9 protein-coding genes are annotated in these 20,831 nt (G+C 73.5%); 8 read left to right on the forward strand and 1 reads right to left on the reverse strand.

What is annotated here, in order from left to right; translation table 11 throughout:
* Nucleotide 1 precedes the first annotated feature (1 nt).
* The 5 genes from ACYUD3_RS10425 (at nucleotide 2) to ACYUD3_RS10445 (ending at nucleotide 6,903) form a co-directional block, all read left to right on the forward strand.
* Nucleotides 2–211, forward strand: a complete 210-nt coding sequence (locus ACYUD3_RS10425; protein WP_470967096.1) for an MbtH family protein — start codon at nucleotides 2–4, stop codon at nucleotides 209–211.
* Nucleotides 212–241: 30 nt separating this feature from the next.
* Nucleotides 242–1,207 carry a TauD/TfdA family dioxygenase gene (locus ACYUD3_RS10430; protein ID WP_470967098.1) on the forward strand — a complete coding sequence of 322 codons (966 nt, stop codon included), beginning with the start codon at nucleotides 242–244 and terminating at the stop codon, nucleotides 1,205–1,207.
* Nucleotides 1,208–1,233: 26 nt separating this feature from the next.
* Nucleotides 1,234–2,454 carry a diaminobutyrate--2-oxoglutarate transaminase gene (locus tag ACYUD3_RS10435; RefSeq protein WP_470967101.1) on the forward strand — a complete coding sequence of 407 codons (1,221 nt, stop codon included), beginning with the start codon at nucleotides 1,234–1,236 and terminating at the stop codon, nucleotides 2,452–2,454.
* Nucleotides 2,455–2,586: 132 nt separating this feature from the next.
* Nucleotides 2,587–3,003, forward strand: coding sequence for an effector-associated constant component EACC1 (locus ACYUD3_RS10440; RefSeq protein WP_470967103.1), 417 nt, complete (start codon nucleotides 2,587–2,589; stop codon nucleotides 3,001–3,003).
* Between the two features lie 6 nt (nucleotides 3,004–3,009).
* Nucleotides 3,010–6,903, forward strand: coding sequence for a caspase, EACC1-associated type (locus ACYUD3_RS10445; RefSeq protein ID WP_470967106.1), 3,894 nt, complete (start codon nucleotides 3,010–3,012; stop codon nucleotides 6,901–6,903).
* Nucleotides 6,904–6,964: 61 nt separating this feature from the next.
* Here ACYUD3_RS10445 and ACYUD3_RS10450 read toward each other — a convergent pair whose 3' ends face one another.
* Nucleotides 6,965–8,332 carry a DEAD/DEAH box helicase gene (locus tag ACYUD3_RS10450; RefSeq protein WP_470967108.1) on the reverse strand — a complete coding sequence of 456 codons (1,368 nt, stop codon included), beginning with the start codon at nucleotides 8,330–8,332 and terminating at the stop codon, nucleotides 6,965–6,967.
* Nucleotides 8,333–8,636: 304 nt separating this feature from the next.
* Between ACYUD3_RS10450 and ACYUD3_RS10455 the strand changes: the two genes are divergently transcribed.
* The 3 genes from ACYUD3_RS10455 (at nucleotide 8,637) to ACYUD3_RS10465 (ending at nucleotide 20,827) form a co-directional block, all read left to right on the forward strand.
* Entirely contained in the window at nucleotides 8,637–9,491 is an 855-nt protein-coding gene (locus ACYUD3_RS10455; RefSeq protein ID WP_470967111.1) for a sterol desaturase family protein, read from the forward strand.
* 70 nt (nucleotides 9,492–9,561) lie between these two features.
* Nucleotides 9,562–19,179 carry a non-ribosomal peptide synthetase/type I polyketide synthase gene (locus tag ACYUD3_RS10460; protein WP_470967112.1) on the forward strand — a complete coding sequence of 3,206 codons (9,618 nt, stop codon included), beginning with the start codon at nucleotides 9,562–9,564 and terminating at the stop codon, nucleotides 19,177–19,179.
* Nucleotides 19,166–20,827: a phytoene desaturase family protein gene (locus ACYUD3_RS10465; protein WP_470967114.1), complete on the forward strand. Its 1,662-nt coding sequence runs from the start codon at nucleotides 19,166–19,168 to the stop codon at nucleotides 20,825–20,827. The genes ACYUD3_RS10460 and ACYUD3_RS10465 overlap by 14 nt, the downstream gene beginning before the upstream one ends.
* Nucleotides 20,828–20,831 lie beyond the last annotated feature (4 nt).

Genomic DNA, 20,831 nt, shown 5'->3' on the forward strand with positions numbered 1-20,831 from the left:
CATGACGAACCCCTTCGAGAACCCCGACGGCGTCTTCCGGGTGCTGGTCAACGAGGAGAACCAGCACTCCCTGTGGCCGGACTTCGCGCAGATCCCGGCCGGCTGGAACACCGCTTTCGGCCCCGGGAGCCGCGCCGCCTGCCTGGAGTACGTCGAGCGCGAGTGGACCGACCTGCGCCCGAGCAGCCTCGTCCGCGCCATGGGCGCCTGAGCCGGCGACGAGCAGGAGGAGAGAAGCGAGATGACGACGGTAGCCGTAGAGGCCGGCGACGCGCTGCGCGCCGCCGACCGGGCCGCGCTCGAACTGGTGGCGCGTGAGCTGCTGGACCGGGCGGGCGAGCGGGTCGACGACCCCGAGTGGATCGCGCGGGCCCGGCACGCCTGGGAGGACGCGCCGGCCGAACTGCGCCGGAGGACAAGGGAGTTCCGCCGGGACTCGGGTCCGGGCGGGGCGCTGGTCGTGCGCGGGCTGCCCCTGCCTGAGCTGTCCGCGACGCCGATGGTGAAGGGTTCGGTGCAGCGGGTTCCGGCGCTGCCGGCGGCGCTGCTGCTGATGTTCGCGGCCGGGCTCGGCGATCCGGCCGCGTTCGCCGCCGAGAAGTCGGGGGCGCTGGTCCAGGACGTGGTGCCGGTGCCGGGACAGGAGGAGGTGCAGGGCAACGTCGGCTCGGTGGAGCTGACGTTCCACACCGAGAACGCCTTCCACCCGCACCGGCCCGACTACGTGATGCTGCTGTGCCTGCGCCCCGACCACGAGGGCATCGCGGAGCTGCGCACCAGCTGCGCCCGCCGGGTCGTCCCCCGACTGACGCCCGCCACAAGGGAGTTGCTGGGCCGGCCGGAGTTCCTGACGCAGGCGCCGCCGTCGTTCGGGAGGTCCGGTGAGGGCACGGTGCACGCCGTCCTCACCGGTGACCCCGAGGACCCGGACCTGTGCTTCGACGAGGCGGCGACGCGGGGGACGAGCGACGCGGCGCGGGCGGCGCTGGCGGAGCTGTCGGAGGTGGTGCACGCGACGTTCGACGGGGTGCTGCTGCGCTCCGGGGACCTGGCGATCGTCGACAACCGCGTGACCATGCACGGCCGTTCGGCGTTCACCCCGCGTTACGACGGCCAGGACCGCTGGCTCCAGCGCACGTTCGCCTTCCGCGATCTGCGCCGCTCGCGCGACCACCGGCCGGGCGACGGCACGGTGCTGGTCAAGTGAGCGCGACCGAGAGGGGATACCGGACCATGACCTCGCGCGCGGTGTTCGAGCGGCACGAGTCCAACGTACGCAGCTACTGCCGGAGCTTCCCGGTGGTCTTCGAGCGGGCCCAGGGGCATCTCCTGTGGGACGAGGAGGGGCGCCGCTACATCGACCTGCTGTGCGGCGCGGGCGCGCTCAACTACGGCCACAATCCACCGGAGATGGTGGAGCGGGTGGTGTCGTACCTGACGTCCGGCGGGCCGGTCCACTCGCTGGACCTGCATACGACGGCCAAGGCGGAGTTCCTGGACCGGTTCGCCCGACTGGTCCTGGAACCTAGGGGGTTGGGCGACTACGTCGTGCAATTCCCGGGCCCGGCGGGCACGTTGGCGGTGGAGGCGGCGCTGAAGCTGGCCCGCAAGGTGACCGGGCGCACCCAAGTGATCGCCTTCACGGGCGGTTTCCACGGCGTCTCCCTGGGCGCGCTCGCCACCACGTCCGCGCCCCTGCTGCGCGGCGCGGCGGGGGTCGAGCTGCGGGACGTGACGATCGTGCCGTACGGCGACGCGGACGCGCTGGCCCAGGCGCTGGCGGCGCAGCCTGCGGCGGCGGTGCTGCTGGAGACGGTCCAGGGCGAGGGCGGACTGCACGCCGCGCCGCCCGCCTGGCTGACCCGGGTGCGTGAACTCGCCGACTCCGCGGGCGCGTTGGTGATCGTCGACGACATCCAGGCGGGCTGCGGGCGCACGGGCACCTTCTTCAGCTTCGAGGACACCCCGGCTCTGCGCCCCGACCTGGTCTGTCTGTCCAAGTCGCTCAGCGGGATGGGTCTTCCGCTGGCGGCGCTGCTGATCCGGCGGGAGCTGGACCAGTGGGCGCCGGGTGAGCACAACGGCACCTTCCGGGGCCACAACCTGGCGTTCGTCGCGGGTTCGGCGGCCCTGGACCACTGGACGGACCCCACGTTCACGGCCCAGGTCACGGAGCTGACGGCGGCGATCCGCACGACGGTCACGACCGTCTCGGCGGCCCTCCCGCCGGGCACCGCCCAGCCCGCCGGCAAGGGCGCGATGAGCGGTCTGCGCTTCGCGGACGCCGGGGTGGCGGAGGCGACCCAGAAGGCCCTGTTCGCCGAGGGCATCATCGCCGAGACCTCAGGCAACGGCCAAGTCCTCAAGTTCTTCCCCCCGTTGACGACTCCCCTGCCGGTGTGGAAGGAGGTCTCGGACGTCCTGGCGGACGCGGCGGGGGCGGCTGCGGGCTGAGCGTCCTGGACATCGGTTCCGGGCGGGCTCTGTGAGAAAAGAGGCCGTCCGGGAACCGCGGTGCCGGTGCCGGGCGATAGTGTCGTTCGCCCGGCAAGAAGCCGGTGAGTCCAGGGGGAGCACGACACCGCCATGCACGACACCGCCATGCACGACAACCACACCGGGTACCGCGTCTCCGTCATCGACGACGATCCGCTGCGCGCCCGCAAGGAAGCACGCGAACTCCTCGCCGCGCTCGCCGAGGCGGACCCCACGGCCAGGCTGGACCTGCCCGCACCCGGCAGGCCGGCGGGGTCCTGCGACAAGGGCGGGCCGTCCGCCGAGACCGTCGGACTGCTGCTGGGCGCCGGTTCGTTCGCCGTCGCGCTGGTGCAGACATGGCTGGCGCGGATCCCGCAGCGCACCATCGTGGTCAAGCGGCCCGACGGAGCCACCCTGCACCTCACCGGCAAGGAGGCCCGCGAGGACGACACGCTGATCGAGCGGTTCCTCGCGCAGGAGCCGGACGGCACGCAGAACGGCGACGACGGCACGACGGCGGGCTGAGCGGCGATGACCGACAACGACCGGCACGCCCTGCTCGTCGGCGTCTCCACGTACGACAGCGAGACGTACGCCGACCTCCCCGCCGTACGGGCCGATCTGCACTACATGCGGGCGGTCCTGGAGAACACCGAGATCGGCATGTACAACGAGTGCGCGCTGGCCCCCGAGCCGACGCGCGCCGAGATGCTGCACGCCGTCGAGACGTTCCTGGAGGCCCGGCAGCCCAGTGAGACCGCGCTGCTCTACTTCAGCGGGCACGGCGAGTTCTGCGAGCAGGACGGCCAGCTGTATTTCCTGACCCGGGACACCGACCCGGCCGACCTGCCGGGGACGGCCGTGCCGGCGGAGTTCCTGGAGCGGATGCTCCAGTCCTGCCGGGCCGCCTCCAAGGTGGTCCTGCTGGACTGCTGCTCCAGCGGTTCCGTCGTCCAGGGCTGGACCGCCAAAGGGCCGTCGGAGGAACCGGACCGGCCCGTGCCGAGCACCCTGCTGCGGCCGACCGGCGTGTACTTCATCACCGCGTCCGACGCGCTCCAGGCGGCCTCCGCGATGGCGCCGCCCGGGTCGGGTCTCGGCACCTCCCGGTTCACCGGTGAGATCGTCGAGGGGCTGCGCAACGGCCGGATCAAGGACGGCGGCTGGATCACCCCGGACGACCTCTTCGACTATCTGACCGCCCAGATGACCCGCGCCGGCGTGCCGGAGGAGCAGCGGCCCACCAAGTCCACGTTCCGGGCCACCCGGAGTCTTCCCTTCGCCCGGTCGGTGGCGCGGCCGGTGCGGCTCGCCCCGCTCCCCCACGACGCCACCGAGGCCGCCCGGCGCTCCCCCGCGCTGGCGAAGGCCCGGGAGCTGGCCGAGGCGGACGAACGGGACGGAGTCGACCGGCAGCGGCTGCTGCGGTACTACGCGGACTGCCTCACCGCGCAGGCGGCGGCCGGGATGCGGCCCGACCGGGACGGCGGCCGGGGCGAGAAGTACTTCCTGCTGGCCCAAGGGGAGGAGACCGTCCAGTCGGGCCGCGGCGCGCACATCGTCGCGCCCGGTGCGCTGCCCCGCCCGCAGGAGGGGCGGACCGGCGCGGGCGCCGAGGCGGGGACGCGGCAGGAGTACTGGTACGGGTATCCGGCGATCACCCTGCCCTCGCGGGACGGGGGCCGGGGGCGGCGCGCGGCGGTGGAGCTGGCGCCGCTGCTCATCCAGCAGATGGAGCTGGCGCCGGACGAGGACGGCCGGGACGTGCTGCGGCCCAGCGGTGTGCCGTCCCTGCACAGCGGTGTCGTCTCGGAGCTCCTGGACGCGGGGGACGCGGCCGACCTGGTCGCCCGCTGGCAGCCGGCCTGGCAGGAGGGCAACGACGCGCAGATGCTGCGCGCCGTGCGGGAGCTGCTGGAGGAGCTGGGGCTGCCGGAGCTGGAACCGCTGGACCCCTCCGCGCTCAGCGAGCGCACGGTCATGCGGGCGCTGCGGCCCGGCGCGCACAACGCGGCCGTGCTGCTGGTCCCTTCGGGCGCGGAGGCCATGGCCACCCAGGCGCTGGTGGACAACCTGCTCCAGATCTCGACGCGGACCGGGCAGATCGCGGACACCGCCCTGGACGCGCTGCTGAACGGCGGCGCCCGGCGGACCGCGGCCGCAGCGGCGGGCCCGGTGACCCTGGTCGCTCCGGGGCCGTGCAACGAGAGTCAGGAGCAGGTGATCTCCTCCGCGCTGACGCAGCCGCTGACGGTGGCGACCGGGCCGCCCGGCACGGGCAAGAGCGAGGTCGTCACGGCGGTCGTCACCACCTGCGTCGCGGCGGGGCAGTCGGTGCTGGTCGCCTCCACGAACAACGAGGCCGTGGACGTCGTCGCCCAGCGCTGCGACGCCATCGCGCCCGGTCTGCTGATGCGGACGGGCAACAACGACGCGCTGGAGCGGGAGGCGGCCAAACTGGAGCGGCTGCTCGCCGAGCCGGCCGGGGCGCCGCGCCGCGGATCGGCCACCGTGAGCGGTGAGCTGCGCAACGCGCGGAAGACGGCCGACCGGCTGCGGGCGCGGGCGGCGCACCGCGTCGGTGAGGAGGAGCGGCTGCTGGAACTGCTGCGCGAGCGCGCGGAGCGGGCCGGGGCCCTGGAACTCGGCCTGTCCCTGCTCGAAGCGGCCTGGGCCGCCGGCGCCGACGGCTCCGCCACGCTGGACCGGTGGGCGCGGCGGGCGCGCAGGACGGCCGTGGCCCGCTGGTGGCAGCTGGGGGCATGGCGGCGGGGGCGCGCGCTCACGGCGCTGGTCTCGGCGGGGGCGGAACTCTCCGAGGGGTCCGGACCGGCGTGGCCGGCGTGGGCGGCGGGGCGGCCTGTGCCGGCCGCGCTGCTGGAGTCCCTGGCCTCGGTCGTGTCCGTGGAGCGGGAGGTGCGCGAACTCGTGCGCCGGCACGGGGAATGGGACGAGGCGGACCTCGAGGAGTCCCGGCTGACGACGGCCCAGGCGCTGTCCGGCCTGTCGGCGGAACTGTCGCGCGCGCTGTCCGCCGAGGCCCTCGGCCGGGCCGGCGGGCTCATGAACCAGCGGCTCCAGGCGCTGCGCCGCCGCTCCGGCTACCGGCGCAGCCAGAAGAACCTGATGACGCACATCAAGGGCTGGGCCGTCAGCACCCACTCGGTGCGGCGGCTGGAGCTCACCCCGAAGCTGTTCGACCTCGTGGTCATCGACGAGGCGAGCCAGTGCTCCATCCCCTCGGTGCTGCCGCTGCTGTTCCGGGCCCGCCGGGCGCTGATCATCGGTGACCCCATGCAGCTCGGGCACATCCCCGGCGTGTCACCCCAGCAGGAGCGGCAGGCACGGGTACGGGCGGGGCTGAGCGCCGCGCAGCTGGAGCACCACCGCCTCACCTATCACGTGCACTCCTCGTACCACGCGGCCGAACAGCACGGCGACAGCGCGCTGCTCCTCGACGAGCACTACCGCTGCCATCCCCGGATCGCGGACGTCGTCAACGGCCACTGCTACGGCGGCCGGCTGCGGGTGCTGACCGACGTGCGGCGGCAGGTGCCGGCGCACGACCCGGTGGGGGCGGCCGATCCGGCGCCGGTGCTCGGCTGGGTCGACGTGCCGGCGGGGGAGTCGGCGCGCGGCGGCGACGGGCGGTCCTGGCGGAACACGGTGGAGGCCGAGGCGGTGCGGCGGGTGGTCGACGGGCTGCTGGCGGGGCTCGGTCCTGAGGCGTCGGTGGGGGTGGTCACACCGTTCCGGGCGCAGAAGGAGACGCTGGCCCGGATGTGGCGGGACGACGACCGGGTCCGGGTCGGCACCGTCCACACCTTCCAGGGCGGGCAGCGCGACGTGATGGTGCTCAGCCCGGTGGCGGCGCCCAACACACCGCCCCGGACGACGCATTGGGTCGCGAGCCAGGTCAACCTGTGGAACGTGGCGGTCACCCGGGCCAAGTCGCAGCTGATCACCGTGGGGGACCGCGCCTTCTGGCAGGACCAGAGCGGCCTGCCGGCCCTCCTCGCCGCGCGCTCGGCCCCGCTGGGAGCGGGCGGGGACGGTACGACGGCCCAGCCCCAGGCGCCCGGTCCGGTGCCCGTGGCCCACGAGGAGCTCGCCGACCGCCTCCAGCGGTATCTGGCCGGACGCGGTGTCACCGATCTGGAGCGGACGGCGCTGGTGGGCGGGCACCCGGTGGACGTGCTGTTCACCGACGCCGGCGAGAACACGGCGGTGCTGATCGACCCCGGCCCCGGCCCCGGCGACGACCCCGCCCGGCACCTTCGGCTCCTCCACGCGCGCGGCGACCTGCTCACCGGACTGCCCTCCGGAGGCCGAGGGGCCAAGCCCGGCCCGGTGAGCCGGACGGTGCGGGTACCGGCCTGGCGGATCCTGGCGGGCGACACCGCGCTGGCGGCGCTGTTCGGCTGAACACCGGTTCTGGGCGGGCTCCTTGAAGAGAAGGGGTCCGCCCGGAGTCAGCCGCTGAGGGTCAGGCCCCCCGTCGCACCCGCGCCGCCTTCCGTGCCTCCGCCAGTTTGCGGGCCTCGTTCGTCTTGCTGTTCTTGCCGGTCTTGCGGGACGTGCCGCCGCCGGAGCTGGGGTCCTTCGTCGTGCCCAGGCCTCGGAACGGGGTGTTCTGGTTCTTGGGGCGGGGCAGGCCGTCCAGGGGGCGGCCGGTGGGGAGCTTCGCGCCGGTGATGCGGGTCAGTTCCGCCTCGCCGGAGCGGATCGTGGTGACCTTGGGGATGATCCCGGCGTCGGTCATGACCTGGTTCGTCTCGCGGCGCTGGGCGGACAGGACGAGGGTCACGGCGGTGCCGGAGCGGCCCGCGCGGGCGGTGCGGCCGGCGCGGTGGAGGTAGTCCTTGGGGTCGGTGGGCGGGTCGACGTTGACGACGAGGTCGAGGTCGTCGACGTGCAGCCCGCGCGCGGCGACGTTCGTCGCCACGAGGGCGGTGACCTGGCCGTCCTTGAACTGGGCCAGGGTCCGGGTGCGCTGCGGCTGGGACTTGCCGCTGTGCAGCGCGGCGGCGGCGACGCCGTGGGCGCGCAGATGGCGGGTGAGCTGGTCGACGCCGTGCTTGGTGTCGAGGAACAGCAGGACACGGCCGTCGCGGGCGGCGATCTCGGTCGTCACGGCGTAGCGGTCGGGGCCGTGCACGACGAAGACGTGGTGCTCGATCGCGGTGACCGCCGCGCCGGTCGAGGGGTCGACGGAGTGGACGGCCGGGTCGCGCAGATAGTCGCGCACCAGCTGGTCGACGTCGCCGTCGAGGGTCGCGGAGAACAGCATCCGCTGCCCGTCGGGGCGCACCTGGTCGAGCAGTTCGGTGACCTGCGGCAGGAACCCCATGTCACACATCTGGTCGGCCTCGTCCAGGACCGCGATCCGCACCTGCCCGAGCCGGCAGTCCTTGCGCTCGACCAGGTCGTGCAGCCGTCCGGGGGTGGCGACGACGATCTCGGCGCCGTCGCGCAGCGCGCCGGCCTGCCGGCCGGCGGACACTCCGCCCACCACGGTCGCGAGCCGCAGCCCCAGCGCCTCGGCGTACGGGGTGAGCGCCGCGCCGACCTGCTGGGCCAGCTCGCGGGTGGGGACGAGGACGAGGGCCAGCGGCTCTTTCGGGCGGGCGCGCCGGCCCGCCGTACGGGCGAGCGCGGCCAGGCCGAAGGCGAGGGTCTTGCCGGAGCCGGTGCGGCCCCGGCCCAGGACGTCACGGCCCGTGAGGGCGTCGGGGAGCGTGGCCGTCTGGATGGGGAAGGGGGTCGTCACGCCTTGTGCGTCGAGCGCGCTCAGCAGTTCGGGCGGGAGGCCCAGCTGGGCGAACCGGGCGTCGGGGCGTGCTGATGCGCTCACAGAGAGCCTTCCTCCGAGGGGACCGTACCGAGGAAGGCGCGGCGGACAAACACGCAACGCTAGCACGGTCCGTACCACCCGGCCCCCACAGTCCCCAACTGTCCAGGAAATATGCCCTCTTGAGGGGATTTACCGGAGTGGAGGGCGGGGTTTCGGAAGCCTTCGGACCGTGATCCGTGAGGTCGTGCGCCGGGTTGGGGACATTGCTGCCCGTACATATAGAGCTACATACTGTGAACACTTCTTTCGGTTCACGTCAGAAGCACCCCCAGTCCTCCCCTCCCCGTCCCGCAAGAGGAGTGCCATGTCCCGCCCCACGGCTCACGACGTGGCGGCCGTAACGGTCCAGCCGGTGCTGCTGCTCGCCGTCGGCGCCGCCTTCGCGCTCACCCAGTGGTGCGGCTGGGACAAAGGGCAGGCCACGTTCCTCTTCCAGTTCACGGTGCTCGGCGTCCTCGTGGCGCTGGAGTTCCTGATCCCCTACCACCCCGGCTGGCGGCCGGCGCGCCGGGAGTGGGGGCACTACGCGGTGTACTACGTCCTCACCGCGCTCGGCGGCACGATCGGGCAGACGCTGGTGCTGCTCGCCGTCGGCAAGGTCGCCGATCCCCACCCGGCGCTCCCGCTGGGCGGCGAGATCCCGCTCGCGCTGCTGCTCGGCTCGCTCGCCAGCTACGCCGTGCACCGCGCCGGCCACACCTTCGCGTGGTTCTGGCGGCTGCACGGGGTGCACCACGTGCCGGACAAGGTCAACGTCGCCAACAACGGCGTCAACCACGTGGCCGACGTCGTCCTGTCCCAAGGGTTCGTCCAACTCGCCCTCGCGCTCGTGGGGTTCTCCGAACGGGCCGTATTCGCGGTCGGCCTGTTCACCATCGCCCAGGGCTATTTCGTGCACGCCAACATCCAGGTACGGCTCGGCTCCCTCAACCATGTCCTCGCCGGCCCCGAACAGCATCGGCTGCACCACAGCACCGATCTCGCCGAGGCCGGCCACTACGGCTCCGACCTGTCCGTGTGGGACAGGCTCTTCGGCACCTTCACCTGGCGGCCCGGCCGCGAACCGGCCGTCGTCGGCCTGGCCGACCCCGGGTCCTTCCCGGCCACCGGCCGCATCCTCACCACCCTCGCGCACCCCTGGCGCCGCTCCGCCGGGTGACCGCGCCGCCCTCCGCACCCGCGCGCCGTCCCTCAGGCGCGCGCCGGTTCCCCTGTCCCAAGGAACGCTCATGCCTGCGCACACCACCACGTCCCCCGCCGCACCGCTCACCCCGCCCCAGAAGGTCGCCGTCATCGGCATCGGCTGCCGCTTCCCCGGCGGCGCCAACGACCACCAGTCCTTCTGGCAGAACCTGTTAGAGGGCAAGGACTGCCTCACCCCGACCCCGCCGGACCGGTACGACGCGGTGGGCCTTGGCAGCGGGGACAAGGCGAAACCGGGCCGTCTGGTGGGCGGGCGCGGCGGTTACATCGACGGGTTCGACGAGTTCGACCCGGCGTTCTTCGGCATCAGCCCGCGCGAGGCCCACGCCATGGACCCGCAGCAGCGCAAACTCCTGGAGGTGGCCTGGGAGGCGCTGGAGGACGGCGGCCAGAAGCCGGCCGAACTCGCCGGCCGGGACGTCGGGGTGTTCGTCGGCGCCTTCACCCTGGACTACAAGATCCTCCAGTTCGCCGACCTCGGCTTCGGCACTCTGGAGGCCCACACCGCCACCGGGACCATGATGACGATGGTCTCCAACCGGCTCTCGCACTGCTTCGACTTCCGGGGCCCGAGCCTCTCCGTCGACTCCGCGTGCAGCTCCTCCCTCGTCGCCGTGCACCTGGCCTGCGAGAGCCTGCGCCGCGGGGAGAGTTCGCTGGCCCTGGCCGGCGGCACACTGCTGCATCTGACGCCGCAGTACACCATCGCCGAGACCAAGGGCGGCTTCCTCTCCCCGCAGGGCCGCTCCCGCACCTTCGACGCCGACGCCGACGGCTACGTACGCGCCGAGGGCGTCGGCATCGTCGTGCTCAAGCTCCTCTCGGACGCGCTGCGCGACGGTGATCCGGTGCACGCCGTGATCACCGGCACCGGGGTCAACCAGGACGGGCGGACCAACGGGATCACCGTGCCCAGCGCCGACGCGCAGGCCGCGCTCATCGGGCAGGTGTGCGCGCGGGCCGGGATCAGGCCGGGGCAGCTCCAGTACGTGGAGGCGCACGGGACGTCCACGCCGGTCGGCGATCCGATCGAGGCCGAGGCGCTGGCCCGGGTGCTCGCCGTGGGGCGGGAGCCGGGGGCCGCCTGCTACGTCGGGTCCGTCAAGACGAACATCGGGCACACCGAGTCCGCCGCTGGGATCGCCGGGCTGATCAAGACCGCGCTGAGCCTGAAACACCGGCTCATCCCGCCGCACATCAACCTCGAACGCGTCAACCCGGCGATCGACCTGGCCGCCGCGCCCTACGGCATCCCCGACCGGGTCGTCCCCTGGCCGGAGCACGAGGGACCGGCGCGGGCCGGCGTCAACTCCTTCGGTTTCGGCGGCACGAACGCGCACGTCCTGCTGGAGGAGGCCCCACCGGCCGAGCCCACCCCGGCCGGCGAGAGCGGCACCGAACCCCTGCCCTGCCGGGTACTGCCGCTCAGCGCGCACGACCCCGCCGGGCTGCCGGAACTGGCGGAGGCGGTGCGGGCGCGGCTGCGGGAGGGGGCACGCGACAGCGGTTACGACGTCGGCGGCGCCGACGCCGGTGTTCCTGAGGCGAGCGAGGCTTCCGCCGAAGAGGCCGGCCCCCTCACCGACCTCGCCCACTCCCTCGCCCGCCACCGCCAGCACCACGACGCCCGCCTCTCCGTCGTCTACGAGAAGCGCGAGGACCTCGACGAAGCCCTCACCGCGTTCCTGGAAAGACGCGCACACCCCCGCGTCCTGACCGGCCGCCGCCGCGAGGACGAGCGCGCCGCCTGGATCTTCACCGGCATGGGCCCGCAGTGGTGGGCCATGGGCCGCGAGCTGTTCGCGGCCTCGCCCGTCTACCGGGCGGCCGTCGAGGCGGTGGACCGGGAGATCGCCGGGCAGGCCGGCTGGTCGCTGGTCAAGGAGCTGCACGCCGACGAGTCCGCGTCCAGGATGGCCGAGACGTGGCTCGCGCAGCCCGCCAACTTCGCGGTCCAGGTGGGCCTCGCCGCCCTCTGGCGCGCCCACGGCGTCCACCCGGCCGCGATCGTCGGGCACAGCACCGGTGAGATCGCCGCGTTCTACGAGGCCGGGGTGTACAGCCTGCGGGACGCCGTACGCATCGCGCTGTGCCGCAGCCGGTTGCAGCACCGGCTCGCGGGGGCCGGGACGATGCTCGCCGTCGGGTTGCCGGAGGCGGAGGCGCGGCGGCGCGCGGAGCCTTTCGGGGAGCGGGTGTCGGTCGCGGCGGTGAACAGTCCCGGGGCCGTCACGCTCGCCGGGGACCGGGACGCGCTCGCCGCGTACGCCGAAGCCGCCGAGGGGGTGTTCGCGAAGTTCCTCGACGTCCAAGTCCCGTACCACAGCGCGGCGATGGCGGAGATCAAGGACGAGCTGCTGGCGGAGCTGGCCGGTGTCGAGGCGCGGCCCGCGCGGCTGCCGCTGTATCTCACCGGGCGCGAAGGGCGGGCGCTGGGGCCGGAGTTGGACGCCGGGTACTGGTGGGACAACGTCCGGGACACCGTGCGGTTCCGGGCCGCCGTCGACGCCATGCTCGGGGACGGGCACCGGGTCTTCCTGGAGATCGGGCCGCATCCGGTGCTCGGCCACTCCGTGCAGGAGTGCTTCGCCGAGCGTGCGAGTGAACTCGCCGATAAACAAAGGGAGTTGACGGTCCTTCCGTCGATCCGCCGGGCCGAGGCCGAGGCGCTGCGGTTCACCACCTCCCTCGCGGCTCTGTACGCCCTCGGCTGCGAGGTGTCCTGGGCCGCCCTGCATCCGCACGGCCGCCGGGTCCCGCTGCCGCGCTATCCGTGGAAGCGGGACCGGTACTGGACCGAGCCGGCGAACGTGGCGCAGATCAGGCTGGGCCAGGTCGACCACCCGCTGCTGGGCCGCCGCCTCGCGACCGCCGAACCCGCCTGGGAGGCGACCCTCGACGTGGAGAGCGCCCCCTGGCTCGCCGACCACCGCATCCAGGGCCGCGTCCTGTTCCCGGCCGCCGGCTATCTGGAGATGGCCCACCAGGCGCTGCGCTCCCTGACCGGCGCCGCCGACGCGGAACTCGGCGACGTCGAACTCCTCAAGGCCCTTTTCCTGCCCGCCGCCGCCCCCTGCCCTGTCCAGCTCACCCTCTCCCCGCAGACCTCGGCGTTCTCCGTCGCGACCGCCGACGCCGTCCACGCCCGGGGCGTCGTCCGCAGCGGCACCCCGCCGGTGCGCACCACCCCCCTCGACGCGGAGGCGGTCCGCACCCGCGCGGAGCGGCATCTGGACGCGGCGGCCTGCTACGCCGCCCTGGCCGCGCGCGGTTACGAGTACGGTCCCGCGTTCCAGGGCATCGCGGAGGTCTGGCGGGGCAAGGACGAGGCGCTCGCGCTGATCCGGCCGACGGTTCCCGACGCCGCCGGGCATCACGCGCACCCGGTCCTGATCGACGCCTGCTTCCAGACCCTCCTGGTCGCCGGGCTGTCCGAGGGTACGGAGTCCGGGATGCTGCTGCCGCTCGGCATCGAGGCACTGCGCACCGCGCCGCTGGGCGACCGGCCGCTGTGGGCGCACGCGACCGTCGTGCGGCGCACGGCGGACGAACTCGTCGGGGACATCGCGCTGCACGCCGAGGACGGTGAACTCCTCGGCCACGTAAGGGGGTTCAGGGCCGCCGACGTGGAGCGGGCGGCCACCTCGGTCGGCGTCGCCGCCATCGACGGCTGGCTCGCCGAACTCACCTGGACGGACACACCGGCCACGCCCCCGGAACCGGCCCGGGGCACCTGGCTGCTGTTCGCGGACCGCACCGGCGTCGCCGACCGGCTCGCGACCCTCGCGGACGCAGAGGGCGCGCGCTGCCATCTGGTGCGGCCAGGGCAGTCGTACGCGTACGACCCGGCGGGCTCGCGTGTGCGGCCCGGGGACGCCGGTGACATCGCCAGGCTGCTGGCCGACCTCGGCGGCCCCGCGCTCGACACGGTCGTCCACCTGTGGAACCTCGACCTGCCCGCGCTGCGGGACACCGGGCGTGAACGGCTGGGCGAGCACGCCGAGTTGGGGGCCCGGTCCGTACTGGCGCTCGCGCAGGCCTTGCAGGCGGACCCCGGCCAGGAGGCTGCGCCGGCCGCGCTGCACCTGGTCACGCGGGGCGCGCAGGCAGCGCTTCCCGGGGAGCCGGTGGAGCCGCTCGGGGCGCCGGTGTGGGGGATCGGGCGGGTGCTGCGGCAGCATGAACTGACGGCGCATCGGGGGAAGTTGATCGATCTGCCGCTCGCGTGGGGGGAGGGGGACGACTCCGGCTCCGCCGACAGCTCCGGCGGCTCCGGCGTTCCCGGCGCCCGGGGCGCAGCTGACAGGCCCAGCGCCCGGGGCACAGCTGGCCTTCCCGGCGCCCGGGGCGCAGCCAGCGGGCCCGGCGCTTCGAGCGCCGCCAGTGACTCCGGCGTTCCCGGCGCTTCCGGCCTCGCCGACTCCCCCGGCGCCCCGCTCCACGACCCCGGCGCGGACGCCGAAGCCCTCCTCGCCGAACTCCTCTCCCCCGACCACCTCCAAGACGAACTCGCCCTCCGCCCCGGCCGCCGCCTCACCAGCAGCCTCGCCCGCCCCACCAACCTCACCGCCCCGTTCCCGCCCCGCCTCCGCCCCGACGGCGCCTACCTCGTGACCGGTGCCTTCGGGGCCCTGGGCCGGCTGCTGTGCCGGTATCTCGTGCGGCGGGGCGCGCGGCATCTGATCCTCGTGGGGCGGACCCCGCTGCCGGACCGCGCCCGGTGGCGGAACCTCGATCCGGGCTCCCCCTCAGGGTCGGCCGTCGGTTTCGTCAAGGAGCTCGAAGCGCTCGGCGCCCACCCCGTGCACGCGGCCCTCGACATCGCCGACGAGTCCGCGCTCACCCGCTGGCTGGCCGGCTGGCGGGAGCGGGACGCGCCGCCCGTACGCGGTGTCTTCCACCTGGCCGGGCATGTCCGCGACACCCCGCTGCACGCGCTGGACCGGGCGGCGTTCGACGAGGTCTTCGACCCGAAGGCGGCCGGCGCATGGCTGCTGCACCACCATCTGCGGGCGGAACCCCTCGACCACTTCGTGCTGTTCGCGTCGGTCGCCTCGGTGCTCACCACCACGGGACAGACCAACTACGCGGCGGGCAACGCCTTCCTGGACGCCCTGGCCCACCACCGCCGCGCCCTCGGGCTGCCCGCGCTGAGCCTGGACTGGGGTCCGTGGGCGACCGGCATGATCGAGGAGCTGAGCCTGGTCGAGCACTACCGCAGCGTGCGCGGCATGGACTCACTGTCCCCGGCCGCCGGGACCGCCGTCCTGGAACGGGTCCTCGGCCAGGGCCGCACCCAGCTGCTGATCGCGGCGATCGCCGACTGGAAGACGTTCCTCGCGTGGTACCCGGCGCCGCCCCCGCTGGTCAGGGCGCTCGCGGAGACGGCGGCGGGCCCGGCGCCTGACGGGTCGGACGACGAACAGGCGGGCTATCTCGAACGGTTCAGGGCCGAGGCCGACCCCGAGGCGCGCGCCCGGCTCGTCATGGACCGCTTCCTGGCCTGCGCGGCAGGTGTCCTGCGCATGCCCGCCGACCGGCTCGACCCGGACACCGGCCTCGGTGTGCACGGCATCGACTCCCTCCTCGCGATGGAACTGCGGGCCAGAGTCCAGTCCGCGACCGGGGTGGCCCTGCCGATCGTGGCCCTGCTCAGCGGCGCCCCGCTGCGCGAGCTGATCGCGCGGCTGCACACCGGCACCGAGGACCTGGCCGCGCGGACGGCGGGACCGGGTCCGGCGGGTGACGTCGAGCGGTACGAGGACCCCGCCCGGCATCCGCTGACCCACAACCAGAAGGCGCTGTGGTTCCTCAAGCAGCTCCACCCGGACGGCTACGCGTACAACATCGGCGGCGCCGTCGAGGTGCGCACCGAGATCGACCCCGAGGCGATGGCGGCGGCCGTCCGCGTCCTCGTCGAGCGCCACCCCGTGCTGCGGGCCAACTTCGTGCTGGAGGACGGCCGTCCGCTCCAGGTCGTCTCGGACGCGGCGGAGCCCGACATCGCGGTGTTCGACGTGGCGGGGAGAGCGTGGGAGGACGTCCGTGACCTGATCGTCGAGGAGTACCGCAGGCCCTACGACCTGGAGCGCGACCGCCTGATGCGGTTCCGGCTCTTCCGGCGCGGGCCGGACCGCTGGGTGCTGATGAAGGCGGTGCACCACATCGTCTCCGACGCGATCTCCACGTTCACGTTCATCGAGGAACTGCTGGCCCTGCACGACGGGCTGCGCGCGGGGCGTACGGTCCAGCTGCCGCCCGTGCGGGGCCGGTACGTGGACTTCCTCAACCGGCAGAACGCGTTCCTCGCCTCGCCCGGGGCGGACCGGATGCTGGAGTACTGGCGCGGCGCCCTGCCCGCCCAGGTCCCCCCGCTCGCCCTGCACACCGACGCGCCCCGGCCCCCGGTGCAGACCCACAACGGGGCCTCGGAGTTCTTCGTCCTCGACGAGGAGCTGAGCGCCCGCGTCCACGCCCTGGCGCGCGAGCACGACGTGACGGTGTTCATGGTGCTGCTGAGCGCCTACTACCTGCTGCTGCACCGGCACAGCGGCCAGGACGACATCGTCGTCGGCAGCCCGGTCACCGGCCGCACGGACGAGGACCTGTCCGGGGTGTACGGCTATTTCGTCAACCCGCTGCCCCTGTACGCGAATCTGGCCGGCGACCCCACGGTCGCCGATCTCCTCGCCCAGGTCCGGGGCACGGTCCTCGGCGGCATCGACCACCAGGAGTACCCCTTCGTCCTGCTCGTCGAGAAACTCGGCCTCCAGCACGACCCCAGCCGCTCGGCCGTGTTCCAGGCGATGTTCATCCTCCTCGCCCACAAGGTCTCCTCGGACCGCTACGGCTACCACCTCGACTACATCGAACTCCCCGAGGAGGAAGGCCAGTTCGACCTGACGCTGTCGGCGTACGAGGACGAGTCCGAGCATCGCTTCCACTGCGTCCTGAAGTACAACAGCGACCTCTTCCGGCCGCAGACGGTACGGCGGTTGGCCGCGCATTACCTCAACTTGCTTGACGCGCTGACCCGTTCGCCCGCCGGGCTCCCCGTGTCGGGGCTCGGCATGCTGGGCGAGCGGGAGCGCCGGGAGCTGCTGTCCGGGCCGGCCGCCCGGGGTCGGGAGCTGGAACCCGGGCCGCTGGTGCACGAGTTGTTCGCGCGGGCGGCGCGGGAGGCCCCGGAGTCGGTCGCGGTGACCGTACCGGCCGACGGCGGGAATCCTGCCCGGCAGGTGACGTACGGCGAACTGGACCTGGCGTCCGCCGAGTTGGCGCGGCGGCTGGGGGTGGGGGTCGTCGGCGTGTGCCTGCCCAAGTCCCCTGAGCTGATCGTCGCGTTGCTGGCCGTGTGGCGGGCGGGCGGCACGTGTCTGCCGCTGGATCCCGAGCATCCGCAGGAGCGGCTGGCAGCCATGGTCCGGGCGGCGGGGGCGGCGGTCGTGCTCACCGACCGGGCGGGGCGGCTGGACGTACCCGGGGCCGTCGTCATGAGCGACCTCCTCCTGGCAGAGGCCCCGGACACGCCGGTTGACGCCGGCCCCGACACCCCCGCCTACGTCATCCACACCTCCGGCTCCACCGGCCGCCCCAAAGCCGTGCAGGTCTCCCACCGCTCCCTCGCCGCCCTCGGCGCCGCCTGGCGGCAGGAGTACGCGCTCACCTCCGATGCCGTCCATCTCCAGCTCGCCGGGGTCGCGTTCGACGTGTTCCTCGGGGATCTGGTGCGTGCCCTGTGCTCGGGCGGGCGGCTCGTCCTCGCCGGGCGCGAGCTGTTCCTGGACCCGGCGCGGCTGTACGCGGCGATGACGGCGGAGGGCGTGGACCACGCCGAGTTCGTCCCCGTCGTCGTCCGCGCCCTGATGGGGTACTGCGAGGAGGGCGGGCTGGGGCTGGGCTTCATGCGGATGGTGGTCGTCGGGTCGGACACGTGGAAGGTCGCCGAGTACGAGCGGCTGCGGGCCTTGTGCGGGCCGGGTGTCCGGGTGGTGAACTCCTACGGGCTGACCGAGGCGACCGTCGACAGCGCGTTCTTCGACGGCCCCACCGACGGGCTCGATCCGAACGGGACGGTGCCGATCGGCGGTCCGCTGCCGAACTGTGTGCTGCATGTCCTGGACGAACGCCGGCGGCCCGTCCCGGCCGGGGTCGCGGGTGAACTGTGGGCCGGCGGGGCCGGGTTGGCGGACGGGTACGTCGGTGATCCTGAGCAGACCGGGCGCAGGTTCCGTACGCTCGACCTCGGCGCGGGGCCCGAACGGCTGTACCGGACCGGGGACTTGGCGCGGCGGGACGGGCAGGGGCGGCTGCATCTGCTGGGGCGCGCCGACGCCCAGGTCAAGCTGCGCGGGCACCGCGTCGAGCCGGGCGAGGTCGAGTCGCTGCTGACGGCGCTGCCCGAGGTGGCCGGGGCGCACGCGATGGTCCGTACGGACGTCGGCGCCGAGCCGGCCCTGTGCGCGTACGTCGTCCCCGCGCCCGGCGCCGCGCCGGACCCGCGGGCGCTGCGCCGGCATCTGGCCGCGCACCTGCCGACCTACCTCATCCCGGCGCGGCTGGCGACGGTCGCCGCGCTGCCGCTGACGCCGAACGGCAAGGTGGACCCGGCCGCGCTGCCCGTGCCGGAGGCCGACGGCGGGCATCAGGAGCATGAACCGCCCGGCACGCTGTACGAGGAACGGATGGCGGCTCTCTGGAAGGCCGTCATCGGTCTCGAACTGGTGGGCCTGCACAGCGACTTCTTCGCTTCGGGCGGCAGTTCGATCACGCTGATCGAGCTGATCCACCGGCTGCGGAAGGAGTTCGGGGTCGCGGTCCCGGTCGGGCTGCTGTTCAAGGTGACGACCCTGCACGGCATGGCCCGCACGGTCGAGGACATCGTCACCGGCCGGGTCGACGGCAGCCTCTCGCACCTGTCGTTCAACACCGGCCGGGGCCCGCTGGTGTTCTGCTTCCCGCCGGCGGGCGGGCACGGGATCGTCTACCGGCGGTTCGCCGGGCACTTCGGGGCGCACGAGCTGATCGCGTTCAACCATGTCGACGGTGACAAGAGCACCCGGTACGCGGATCTGGTGGAGTCGCTGCACCCGGAGGGGCCCTGTCTGCTGCTGGGCTACTCGCTGGGCGGCAATCTCGCCTTCGAGGTGGCGAAGGTGCTGGAGGGGCGGGGGCGGGAGGTCTCGCACGTCGTGATCATGGACTCGTACCGGATCGAGGCGGAGTACGGCGTCTCCGCCGGGCACACCGCGGCCTTCGAGCGGGAGTTGCGCGGGCATCTGCGCCGGCACACCGGTTCGGACACGGTCACCGCGCAGACCCTCGCGCAGGCCAGGGACTACCTGGAGTACTGCGGGCGGACCCCGAACCTCGGGACGGTCGCGGCGGCGGTCACGGTGATCTCCGACGAGGCGAAGGCGGAGTTCTATGCCGCCGGCCGGACCGGCAGCTGGCACCTCGCCTCGACCCGGGCGAACCGGCTGGTGCGGGGGGCGGGGGCGCACGCGGAGATGCTGGACGAGGGACCGGCGGGACGGAACGCGGCGCTGGTGCTCGCGGCGTTCGCGGACGGTTCCGCCGAGGCCTCCCTGAGTGTCGGCGCCTTCGACGGCCCCGAAGGGAGGCAGCTCGATGAGGCCTGCTGAGCGGCCCCGCTGGGAGCGCCGGGCCCGGGGTGCCGTCCCGCGGGTGATCATCGTCGGCGCCGGTATCGGCGGTCTGTCCACCGGGTGCTACTCCCAGATGAGCGGCGCCGAGACCCGTATCTTCGAGCGGCATGTGCTGCCCGGCGGCTGCTGCACGGCGTGGTCGCGGCAGGGCTATGTCTTCGACTACTGCATCGAGTGGCTGACCGGCACCGGGCGCGGCAACGACGCGAGCCGGCTCTGGCGGGAACTCGGGGCGCTGGACGGGAAGTCGATCGCGAACTTCGAGATGTTCAACACCGTCATGGACGACACCGGCCGGTCCGTCACCTTCTACAACGACCCCGACCGGCTGGAGGCGCACCTGCTGGAGCTGGCGCCGGGCGACGCCCGCCCGATCCGGGCGTTCTGCCGGGACCTGCGGCGGTTCACCCGGATCAACCACTACCCCTTCCTCACCCCGCCGCCGCTTCAGACGCCCCGCGAGCGGCTGGCGGCGCTGCGGCAGGTGCTGCCGTCGTTCGCGCTGCTGTGGCGGACGGCGGTGACCCGGATGGAGTCGTTCTGCGAGCGGTTCGAGGATCCGCTGCTGCGGCGGGCCTTCCCGTTCATCTTCTTCCAGGACCACGAGGTGTTCCCGCTGCTGCCGTACCTGTTCAACATGGCGAGCGCCTTCCACCTCAACGCCGGTTTCCCGCAGGGCGGTTCGCTGGGTCTTGCCCGGTCGGTGGAGGAGCGGTACACGAAGCTGGGCGGGCGGGTCGACTACCGGTCGCGGGTGGAGCGGATCCTGGTGGCGGACGACCGCGCGGTCGGCGTCGAACTGCGCGGCGGGGAGCGGCACTTCGCCGACCACGTGGTCGCCGCCTGCGACGGCGTGACGACGCTGGAGCGGCTGCTGGGCGGCCGGTACTCCAGCCCGAAGACGGACAAGCTGTACACGGAGCTGGTGGACCGCCCGGAGTCGCTCTACCCGGGGGTGGTGTCGGCGTTCGTCGGCCTGGACGGCGAACCCGGTCCGGGCGCCCGGCACAGCACGACCTACCTCCTGTCCGACGCGGACAGCGCCGCGCTGCCGGGCGTGCTGCAAAAAAGCCTGGTGGTGCAGATGCGTTCGCAGTACTCGGACGGGTTCGCGCCGCCCGGCAAGTCCGTCGTGCACTGCACCTACTTCAGCGACTACGCGCCGTGGAAGCGGCTGCGGACCACCGACCGCAAGGCGTACTGGGCCCGCAAGCAGCAAGTCGCCGATTTCGTGCGGGCGTTCCTGGAGCGCCACCACCCGGGGATCGGCGCGCGGATCGAGGTGGTGGACGTGGCGTCGCCGGTCACGACCGAGCGGTACACCGGGGTGCGCGGCGGTTCCATCCTGGGCTGGAAGTCCTTCACGCCGGCCGACGACGTGATCACCGGTCTGATCAACAAGGACCGGCTGCGGCTGCCGGGCCTGGCGGGTTTCTCGGTGGCCGGGCAGTGGTTCGGCGGCGGCAGTCTGATCCGCGCCGCCGCCAGCGGCCGGTTCGTCACCCAGTACCTGTGCCGGGAGCTGGGCCTGGATTTCCGGGCCTGGGAGAGCGGCGGCACCGAACCCTGGCATCCCGGAAAGCTCGGGGTGCTGCCCCAACTCGAGTCCCGCAGGGTGAGGTGACGCC

This window comes from Streptomyces sp. AMJ-169 (assembly GCF_055597585.1).

Bases quoted from the DNA above. Each gene is read 5' to 3' on its own strand.
- ACYUD3_RS10460 (WP_470967112.1), top strand. From the start codon at position 9,562: ATGCCTGCGCACACCACCACGTCCCCCGCCGCACCGCTCACCCCGCCC.
- ACYUD3_RS10435 (WP_470967101.1), top strand. From the start codon at position 1,234: ATGACCTCGCGCGCGGTGTTCGAGCGGCACGAGTCCAACGTACGCAGC.
- ACYUD3_RS10425 (WP_470967096.1), top strand. From the start codon at position 2: ATGACGAACCCCTTCGAGAACCCCGACGGCGTCTTCCGGGTGCTGGTC.
- ACYUD3_RS10455 (WP_470967111.1), top strand. From the start codon at position 8,637: ATGTCCCGCCCCACGGCTCACGACGTGGCGGCCGTAACGGTCCAGCCG.
- ACYUD3_RS10440 (WP_470967103.1), top strand. From the start codon at position 2,587: ATGCACGACACCGCCATGCACGACAACCACACCGGGTACCGCGTCTCC.
- ACYUD3_RS10465 (WP_470967114.1), top strand. From the start codon at position 19,166: ATGAGGCCTGCTGAGCGGCCCCGCTGGGAGCGCCGGGCCCGGGGTGCC.
- ACYUD3_RS10430 (WP_470967098.1), top strand. From the start codon at position 242: ATGACGACGGTAGCCGTAGAGGCCGGCGACGCGCTGCGCGCCGCCGAC.
- ACYUD3_RS10445 (WP_470967106.1), top strand. From the start codon at position 3,010: ATGACCGACAACGACCGGCACGCCCTGCTCGTCGGCGTCTCCACGTAC.